This is a genomic window from Micromonospora sp. KC207, from assembly GCF_004348615.1.
GTDB lineage: Bacteria > Actinomycetota > Actinomycetes > Mycobacteriales > Micromonosporaceae > Micromonospora.
On sequence record NZ_SMKJ01000535.1, the window covers coordinates 1 to 2,099 of the forward strand.

The window sequence follows — 2,099 nt, forward strand, 5'->3', positions numbered from 1 at the left end:
GGCCCCTTCCGCCCCGCCCGGGTACCACATCTACCGGCCCTCCTCCGCGGTCGCCGGCACCGGCGGCGCAGGCGCGGCCGACGAGGAGACCCGCCGGGAGCCCCAGGGCCCGGTGCCGTGACGGGCGTGGCTGGCGCGACCGTCCCGACGGGCGTGACCGGCGTGACCGGCCTGCTCGTGGTGACCGCGGTCCCCGCCGAGGCCGAGGCGGTCCGCGCCGGTCTGCCGGCGTCGCCGACCGGGGCCGAGGTCACCGTTGTGCCCGTGGGGGTGGGCCCGGCCGTCGCCGGGGCAGCCACCGCCCGGCTGCTGGCGCTCGCCGAGGCCGCCGGCCGCCCGTACCGGGCGGTGGTCAGCGCGGGGATCGCCGGCGGCTTCGCCGGCCGGGCAGCCGTCGGCGCGACCGTGCTGGCCACCCGCAGCGTCGCAGCGGACCTCGGCGCCGAGTCGCCGGCGGGCTTCATCCCGGTGGACGAGCTCGGCATGCCCCCCGAGCTGCTCGGCGGCGGCACCGCCGTCCCCGCCGACCCGGACCTGCTCGCCGCCCTGCGCGCGGCCCTGCCCGCGGCCACGGTCGGCGCGGTGCTCACCGTCAGCACGGTCACCGGCACCGCCGCCAGCACCACCGCGCTCGCCGACCGCCACCCGGACGCGGTGGCCGAGGCCATGGAGGGGTACGGGGTGGCCGTCGCCGCCGTCCAGGCCGGCCTGCCCTTCGCCGAGCTGCGTACCATCTCCAACCCCATCGGTCCCCGGGACCGCGACTCGTGGCGGATGCGCGAGGCGTTCGCCGCCCTCACGTCGGCGGCGGCGGCGCTGGGCCAGAGTGCCGAGCCGGGCTGGGCTAGAGCGGCGCTGGGCTGAGCCGCGAAAGGTCGAGGCGCAGCGCGTAGTGCCCACGCCCCTCGATCCGGTATCCGCAGGAGAGCAGCAGGTCGACACCGCCGAAGTCCGCCACGGCGTGCGCCACCCGGACCCCGGCGCGATCCATCTCCCCGGTCATCGCCTCCACCAGCCGCCGCCCGATGCCGAGCCGGCGACACGCCCCGGCCACCAGCACACCGTCCAGCACGACCTCGCGTTCCCCGGTGTCGATCATGTCGCCGTACAGCAGCCGGGGGTTGCGTTCGTGGGCCCGTAGCTCCCCGAGCAGCCGGCCGTCGGGTAGCTCCGCCACGAACCGCCAGCACGTCCCGGGCAGCCCGCCGTCGGTGACACGGCGCACCGTGACCTCGCGACGGATCCGCTCACCCCACCGGCGGCGGTCCCGATACTGCCGCTTCAGCTCGTACGTCGCCGCCGGCATTCGGCGCGGCCACCGTTCCGGCGGCAGCTTCCACCACTCCGCCCACCAGGCACCCGGCCAGTCCCTCGGATCGTGCACTTCCCAGACGTCCAGGTGCGCCGGGTACCGCCGCCCCGCCTCGTCCCGCATCCCGTCGTGCGGCACCCACGGCACCGGCACCACCTCCGGCTCCCGGCCGTCACCCGATCGATCACCCGGCAGCCCGATGGTCACCCGCCCACCGGCCGCGCGCACCAGGCGCTCCACGGTGCCGAGGCGCGGGTCGACCGCGTCCCCCGCCTCGATCCGGGCCACGGTGCTCTTCGGCACGCCGGCCCGGGCCGCCAACTCCCGCTGGCTGAGGTCCGCTCGCCGCCGCAGCGCCCGCAGCACCGCGCCGATCTCGATCGGCCCGTCGCCGTTGCGGGTCGGCTGGTCGAACGGCACAGCAACGCTCGATGTCTCCGCCACGTACCGATGGTCGACAGCTCCCGGCCTGTCATCAACACCCACCCGAAACCTGTGGACAAACCTGTGGACAACTTCTTGGGGTGGTCGGCAACTGGCATTCGGGGCCCTTTGGAGCTGCCCCGTTCATGCGCCCGCAAGCTCTCCGGCTCTCCGGCTCTCCGGCTCTCCGGCTCTCCGGCTCTCCGGCTCTGCATACGGTCGGCGGGCACTCCGGGGTCGATCCTGACGGGAGATTTGTGCTGGTTTCCGGTTGCCCCGTCTGTGAGGGCAGCTCCATAGGCGGCAGAAAGAGCCACCAGGGCCACGCCCACACCAACCGCCCACACGACCACGACCATGACGG

Annotated in this window: 2 protein-coding genes; one reads left to right on the top strand and one right to left on the bottom strand. The window is 75.5% G+C overall.

The genetic code is table 11. The features are described from left to right. Positions 1 to 162 precede the first annotated feature (162 nt). A complete protein-coding gene (locus E1258_RS32205; RefSeq protein ID WP_132407703.1) occupies positions 163 to 864 on the top strand; it encodes a futalosine hydrolase in 702 nt (233 codons plus the stop codon). Here the strand turns inward: E1258_RS32205 and E1258_RS32210 are convergent. Then, positions 845 to 1,756, bottom strand: coding sequence for a GNAT family N-acetyltransferase (locus E1258_RS32210; RefSeq protein ID WP_243715825.1), 912 nt, complete (start codon positions 1,754 to 1,756; stop codon positions 845 to 847). The genes E1258_RS32205 and E1258_RS32210 overlap by 20 nt on opposite strands. Positions 1,757 to 2,099: the final 343 nt, after the last annotated feature.